Annotated in this window: 6 protein-coding genes and 1 pseudogene; 5 read left to right on the top strand and 2 right to left on the bottom strand. The window is 47.5% G+C overall.

Annotation, left to right across the window (positions count from 1 at the left end; genetic code table 11):
* The first annotated feature begins 373 nt into the window (after positions 1 to 373).
* The 5 genes from GXX34_04260 (at position 374) to GXX34_04240 (ending at position 5,889) form a co-directional block, all read left to right on the top strand.
* The gene (locus GXX34_04260; GenBank protein ID HHW06736.1) at positions 374 to 1,429 is read left to right on the top strand and encodes an HD-GYP domain-containing protein; all 1,056 of its coding nucleotides are present in this window, start codon (positions 374 to 376) and stop codon (positions 1,427 to 1,429) included.
* A 440-nt stretch (positions 1,430 to 1,869) separates the two neighbouring features.
* Positions 1,870 to 2,673: a transposase gene (locus GXX34_04255; GenBank protein HHW06735.1), complete on the top strand. Its 804-nt coding sequence runs from the start codon at positions 1,870 to 1,872 to the stop codon at positions 2,671 to 2,673.
* 244 nt (positions 2,674 to 2,917) lie between these two features.
* Positions 2,918 to 4,063, top strand: coding sequence for an ABC transporter substrate-binding protein (locus GXX34_04250; protein ID HHW06734.1), 1,146 nt, complete (start codon positions 2,918 to 2,920; stop codon positions 4,061 to 4,063).
* Between the two features lie 105 nt (positions 4,064 to 4,168).
* The gene (locus GXX34_04245; protein HHW06733.1) at positions 4,169 to 5,005 is read left to right on the top strand and encodes an ABC transporter permease; all 837 of its coding nucleotides are present in this window, start codon (positions 4,169 to 4,171) and stop codon (positions 5,003 to 5,005) included.
* Between the two features lie 35 nt (positions 5,006 to 5,040).
* Positions 5,041 to 5,889, top strand: a complete 849-nt coding sequence (locus GXX34_04240; protein ID HHW06732.1) for an ABC transporter ATP-binding protein — start codon at positions 5,041 to 5,043, stop codon at positions 5,887 to 5,889.
* Positions 5,890 to 6,000: 111 nt separating this feature from the next.
* Here GXX34_04240 and GXX34_04235 read toward each other — a convergent pair.
* A pseudogene (locus GXX34_04235) lies at positions 6,001 to 6,639 on the bottom strand (histidine kinase).
* A 50-nt stretch (positions 6,640 to 6,689) separates the two neighbouring features.
* The coding region (locus tag GXX34_04230) for an IS3 family transposase (protein HHW06731.1) at positions 6,690 to 6,787 on the bottom strand (98 nt) is incomplete at its 5' end.

Raw genomic sequence — 6,787 nt, 5'->3', positions numbered from 1 at the left:
ATATTATTCCGCGTTTGCGCGACACCGGACCAGAGCCGTGAAAACAGCCGGGCAATCCTTTTGAAGACTACCCGGCTGTTTGTTGTACCGGGGCTAGATGGGACAAGGAACCTGTCCCCCTGTCCCTGCCGGCACAAAACAGCCGTTCCTCTATGCACCCTATAGCGCCGGCGAAACAACCAAGGAAAGACAAATGGGCATAATTTTCTGGCAGCAGCGGTAAAAAACAACAGGAAGATAGGAGCTTTTTGTCGAATTGGGAACCTAAAACAAGAGAAAGGAGGCACAACCCCCAGGATGTGAGAGCCTCTTTCTATGGCTTGCCTGAGACAAGGCAGGAAGTCTATTACCTGTAGCCGGGGGGTATCAGGTAATGGAGAAAGAAGTCCGTCACATAGACGATTGCGGACCGGGGCTCATTCTTGCCGAGGACATTTTCAAGAACTCCGCCCTGGTCATGCCGAAGGATGCGCCCCTTGACGATGACACCATCGTCAAGCTCAAAGCCTTTGGGGTGGAATGGATTGCCGTTTACATGCCCAGGGACCCTGAGGAAACCGTCCTTGAGCCGCCGCCTATGCCCGACCCTCACCGGGAATTTAAGAAGCAGTACCGGGAGAACGTAAGCCGCATCAAAAGGGTACTCCATGACTTGGCGGCGGGAAGAAAAATGGACATGGAGCAAATGGAAGCGGTGGTTAATTCCGCCTTCAGCCAGGTGGCGGGCAACTACGATCTCATGGAGACCATCAATGAGATGAGAAAAACCGATACATACACCTATACCCACGGGTTGAACGTTTCTCTTTACGGCGGCCTCATGGCCCGCTGGCTGGGGTTGCCGGACGGTGAGATCAGAAAGGTCATCCAAGCCGGGGTGCTCCATGACATCGGCAAAGCCAAAATTCCGCCCCAAATCTTGAACAAAAAAGGACCCCTGTCACCGGAGGAAATGGAGCAAGTCAAAAAACACGCCGCCCTCGGCTACGGCATGGTGCAGGGATACGATGGCATCAGTCAAGAGGTAAAAGAAACTATCCTCATGCATCATGAACGGGTCAACGGCAGCGGTTACCCCCTGGGAATGACCGGCGAATACCTGAGCCTGTATACCAAGATCATCATGCTGGCCGACGTTTACGATGCCTTAACCTCGGAGAGGGTTTACAAGAAAAGGATCACTCCCTTTGACACGTTCGTGGAACTAAAGAAGATGGGCTATGACAACTTTGACCCCCAAGTGCTGCTGGTGTTTCTAAGCAACATCGCCAGCTATTACACCGGGGCGAAGGTCAAGCTGAACACCGGCGAAGTCGGGGAGATAGCCTGTATCCTGCCCCAGAATATCACCAAACCCTTAATCGTGGTCAACGGCAAGTGCATTGATCTAAGCCGGGAACCTGAGTACGCTATTGTGGAAATGTTGTGACTTGGCAGGCAAATGGGCAAAAAGCCGGCCGCTGGCCTTTCCTGCTCCCAGGCCGGCGGTCGGTGTGTAATTAAGCCTGTTAACGTCTGCAGCTGCCCCATAAACACAAACAGCCCGGTAAACCGTCATATAACCCCCAGCCTTCTGCAAGGTTAGCTGGGACAAAGGACCTGTACGCGTGTCCCAAAGCACCATCTTGTGAGGAAGATCTTTTCCTGACCCTGCATAAGACCCTTAGCCTCTCGCTTAAAGCCATACTTAATGACCTGCTCAACCAGTGCACGGTCCACCATGTCCCGCCGGTCTTCATCAATTTCTGTATAACCCGGCACGGGCTAAACTTCCGGTGGGACAACCAGCTTGTTGGCCGTGCAGGGATATACGAGCCTGGCACGGCTTTATTTCCACGTATGGAAACAAGCGTCTCATGAGGTGATACGATGCCGAGAAAGCCCCGGGAGAAAAGCGGCACCGGCATATACCACATAATGATGCGCGGAATAAACAAACAGACCATTTTTGAAGACGATGAGGACCGTTCGGTTTTCTTGGAAAGATTAGAGACTTGCAAGCAGAAAAGCCAGTACAAACTTTACGGCTATTGCTTAATGAGCAACCATGTCCATCTGTTGATGCGTGAGACGAAGGAACCGATTTCTTCTGCCATAAAAAGGATTTGTGGTAGCTACGTTTACTGGTACAATGACAAATATGCTCGCTGCGGGCACTTGTTTCAAGAAAGATTCAAAAGTGAGCCGGTGGAGGACGACGCCTATTTCTTGGTTGTGCTCCGGTACATCCACCAGAATCCCCTGAAAGCGGGTTTAGCAAAAACTGTTTCCGAAAGCCCATGGACCAGCTATCACGAGTATGTCCGCGGCTCATCGAGAATAGTGGATATTGATTTTGGCCTCGATTTGTTCTCTCAGGACAGAACGCAAGCCTTAAAGCAGTTTGTGGCTTTTATGAATGAGCAGAACGACGATCAATGCTTGGACTTATCTGAAAGAGTAAAGGTATCGGATGAAGAGGTCCGGGATTATATGCGCAAACTAGGAGTAGTGAATGCAGGAATGCTGCAGCACATGGACCGGGAGGCAAGAAATTATATTTTGGCGCGGCTCCTTGAACTGGAAGGTGTGAGCATAAGGCAACTGTCACGTATCACCGGGATCCCGAAGAGTGTTATTGCTCGCGTATCCTCGTGGGAACACCTAGATGGCCGCAAGAGCACAGAGGGATAAAAGACAGCCGGGCGATCCTTTTTGGACCACCCGGCTGCTTTTTGTGGCTAGGTTATGTGGGACACGGGACCTGTCCCCGTGTCCCCTCGGCTACTACCGGCGGAATGCGAATAAAGAACATCTATTGGTAACCGCTTTCTGATAGAACATTTGAATTTGCTTCCAAAGTATTCTATTCATTATAATTTATTGTGGTCAAACAATTTAAATTTAATTTATCATTATGAATAAGGAGATGAGCAACTTGTTTACCAGTTACAAAAAATGGTCTACCGTCATTTTGGCAGTTTTATTTGTGCTAATTTTTGCAAGCGGCTGTGGCAGTAACGGTGATGTCAATACCACCGGCGATGCCCGTGTTGAAGACCAAGGCGAAGTACCGGTTTTGAATATGGCTTGGGACTTTGATTTACACGCCAGTGCTTTATTGGCTGCCGTTGCCAAAGGCGAGGATTTTGCGGATAGCGGATATTACTTAAAAGAATTGGTCAATAAAGAACAATATGAATTGTATAAAGACGATCAATTGCTGGCTCTTATCAATATGATTGTCACCAAAGGCAGCTCCGAGACAGCGGTTATGATGGGGCAGGGTCAGATTGACATGTGCGTCAATTCATCCACCGGTATGATGGGTGCCAAAGACCAGGGAACGGATGTGGTGATGCTATGCCCGATCCATGTTGACGGGATCAGTCTGGTTTTCCCGAAAGGCACTGGAATCAGCGGCTGGGATCAAGTGGAAGCATTCATAAAAGCATCAGAGCACCCGATAAAAATTGGCTACCATTCCCCGACCAGCGCACCTAGAGTCCTAATCCAAAAGGCACTGGTTGATGCCGGTATTACTATTTCCGAAGATCCTGATGCAGAGGATGTTGATGTCATCTTAGTTAACCTTAATGGTAGCAGAAACCTATTGCCTGCCTTTAGTTCCGGGGTGGTCGATGCCTGGGTTGCTCCTTCCCATTACCCGGAAATGGCCGAGCATGAAGGTATCGGTGAAATTGCTTTAAGGTTAACCGACTTCCCACCGGAAGGACAGTGGTATGATTTTCCCTGCTGCGTTTATGCCGCAACAAGCGATGTTGTTGAAAAATACCCGGAAATCATTGAAGGGATGGCCACATTGCTGACTTACAGTGCAAATTGGTGCCAGAATAATCGTGCTGAAGCCGCTCCCATCCTGGCGGAAATTATCGGTATCCCCACGGAAGTAGTAGAAAGTGCCCAGATTGTCTTTACGACCAATCCTACTGACAAATGGATGGAAGGCGAGGCTTTATATGTAGATATGCTGAATCAGTTGGGTATCTTTGAAGGTGAAATGAAGGGTAAGAGTTTTAATGATGTTAAAGATGAACTGTTTAACTTCGGCTTTTTGCCCTAAAATGTAGCGAAAACACAAAAGTTCGCAACGTTTGCCTCGGATTTCCCCGGCAGTATGATGGGTAATCCGAGGCTATTTATGGTAATGAGGGAAAGGAAGTAGTCAATGATAGAATCATTAAAGAAGGGTGCTTTGGCTGTTACCGGCCCTATCTTGATCCTGATACTCTGGATTCTTTTGTCGGATAAGATTGACAATAAACTGGTCTTGCCTGCACCGGGCAGTGTGATGGAGCATTTTCTTACGCCGACGGCCAACATAATCGGGTTAGGTGCTTTGAGTAAAAACATCCTGGTCAGTTTGTTACGGGTTTTTCTTGGCTATTTAATTGCCACTCTGCTGGCGGTGCCACTAGGCATATTGATGGGATACAACCGTATTGCCCATGAGATTGGCAATTCAATTATCAGCCTTTTCCGTCCAATACCGCCCATTTCCTGGCAGCCCCTGGTGCTAGCTTGGTTTGGTGTGACCTCTGTGGCAACTTTATTGGGACTGACCAGAGGCGATGCTTATGTTTACCTGAATAATTTTAAGTTATCCATGACCTTTATTATTTTTCTTGGCGCTTTTTTCCCCATTGTTACCAGCTCAATTCATGCCGTATCCAGCATTCCTAGGCACTGGGTTGAGTCGGCGCGGGTACTCGGTGCCAGTGAATGGGATATTTTTCGTATAATTTTGCTGCCTGGTGCTGCACCTACAATTGTCAACGGCATGCGTACCGGACTGGGCAGTGCATGGACTTGTTTGGTATCAGCAGAAATGTTGCCCGGCAGTTTATCAGGGGTAGGGTATTTGATTACCCATGCCTATGAGGTTGCTAGGATTGATGTGGTGATTACCGGTATGATCAGTATCGGTGCCATCGGTGCATTATTGGATTTTATGTTCAGGATGCTAGAAAGCAGGAAATTTAAGTGGCAGTTGCAGGTTAAGTAGGCCAAGGTATACTTGAGAATAAAGGGTGAACGCAGATGAAACAAGGGGATGTCCTGCCGGAACGTCAACCGGACCGGAGGGATTTGCCGTCAAACGAGGCGTTGATTTCAATCAAGGGTGTGGACAAAATATTTGTTTCCGAGCGTGGCCATAGGGTGCATGCTTTGGCTAAAACTTGGCTGGATGTATCAGAAAAGGATTTTATTTGTATTGTAGGGCCATCAGGTTGTGGAAAAAGCACTTTGTTGCGAATTATTGCCGGATTGGAACAGCCCACCTCCGGACAGGTTTTTTATCGGGGAGCGATACAAAACCGGCCTCATTCTGAAATAGGGGTGGTGTTTCAGCAATACTCCCTACTACCTTGGCGTACTGTAGAACAAAATATCTTTCTAGGGCCGGAGATCGGACGTAAATCAGTCCGGGAAAAAAAAGAGATAGTTGATTATTATCTTGAACTGATGAATATGACTCAGTTTCGCCATTCCTTTCCCTATGAACTGTCCGGCGGAATGCAGCAGCGGGTAGCTATTGCCCGGGCGCTGGCCAATGATCCCCATGTATTGCTGATGGATGAGCCTTTTGGTGCTTTGGATGCGTATACGCGGATCATCATGCAAAGAGAGTTGCTGCGTATTTGGGAGAATAATGTCAAAACTGTACTTTTTGTTACTCATAGTGTAGATGAGGCGATCTATTTGGCAGATAAAATTGTAGTGATGTCAGCCCGTCCCGGAGAGATCAGGGATATCATCAATGTTGATATGCCTCGACCTAGAACACGTAGCAATCCTCGCTATGGAGAGCTCTCCGAGCTTATTCTGGACATGCTGGAGAAAGAGACGTATGGGCAGTTGGAGAATAAAGAATATTTTTCTGATTGATGTATTTACATGTTTATAGGGATTATCAATTTCTTCATCAACAGGATTAATAAAAGCAAAACACTGATTCCGGCCAAAGGAATCAGTGTTTTTTTGGTCTCTTAGTTTTCCCTATTCTTTTTCCCATATCTCTGTTTTAGAGCCGGGGCCTACCATGTGAATGTTTTTCAGTTCTGTGACGTAATCATCAATTACTTGGACCTGCATCATTTCTTTCCCATGCATGAACCTGAAGATGCCATTATTGAAGTCGGTACCTGTTTCTTTGAAGAAGATTCCTTCAAAAACCACATCTTTGGTATGATGGAAAGTCAGACGAAGGCGTTCTCCCTCTTGAATTAGGTAAGCACGTGTCCCTTTTTCGAAATAGTCGTCGCCGTCTTCCAAATACCTTGCTACGGAGACAATATGGATATCAACGAAAGGGAGTTCCCGCAACAGAACATTGATGATGGAGCCTTTGGTAATTTCCTCCCAGCGGCTGTGGGCGGTCTGACCGATCACAATTTGAGTGATGCCCTTTTGGCGGGCCACTTCCCCGACCACCTTGGTAAATGGCCTTTTTTCATTATCTTTGATGATGTATTCCTCTGCCTTTAGTTCTTTGGCAAGTTTTTTCCACTGGTTGATGTAATCGATTTTCTCTGCATCAAATTCTTCAATGGGACGGGGGTCCACCGTCAGTAGGTACAAAGGGCAATTTAGCATACTGGCCAATTTGCCGCCCCGGCGAATTAGACGCTCCCTGTTTTTTGCAAGATGAAATTCCCCTTTTGGAGTGCGGACATTTTTTTGGACTCTTACGCCGCTAAACCGATGCTCTGCCGGTATTCCATTGGGCTCATACCACCCAAAGACACCTTGATCCTTTCCTCGTTATACCAGATAAGGTATTTAT

The organism is Clostridia bacterium (assembly GCA_012840125.1).
Lineage (GTDB): Bacteria > Bacillota > DULZ01 > DULZ01 > DULZ01 > DULZ01.
Note: the sequence above shows the minus strand (reverse complement) of the source record. Positions and strands in the feature narration are given on the sequence as shown.

Excerpts from the sequence above, each read along its gene's own strand:
- GXX34_04260 (HHW06736.1), top strand. The coding sequence starts at position 374 with ATGGAGAAAGAAGTCCGTCACATAGACGATTGCGGACCGGGGCTCATT.
- GXX34_04255 (HHW06735.1), top strand. The coding sequence starts at position 1,870 with ATGCCGAGAAAGCCCCGGGAGAAAAGCGGCACCGGCATATACCACATA.
- GXX34_04245 (HHW06733.1), top strand. The coding sequence starts at position 4,169 with ATGATAGAATCATTAAAGAAGGGTGCTTTGGCTGTTACCGGCCCTATC.
- GXX34_04240 (HHW06732.1), top strand. The coding sequence starts at position 5,041 with ATGAAACAAGGGGATGTCCTGCCGGAACGTCAACCGGACCGGAGGGAT.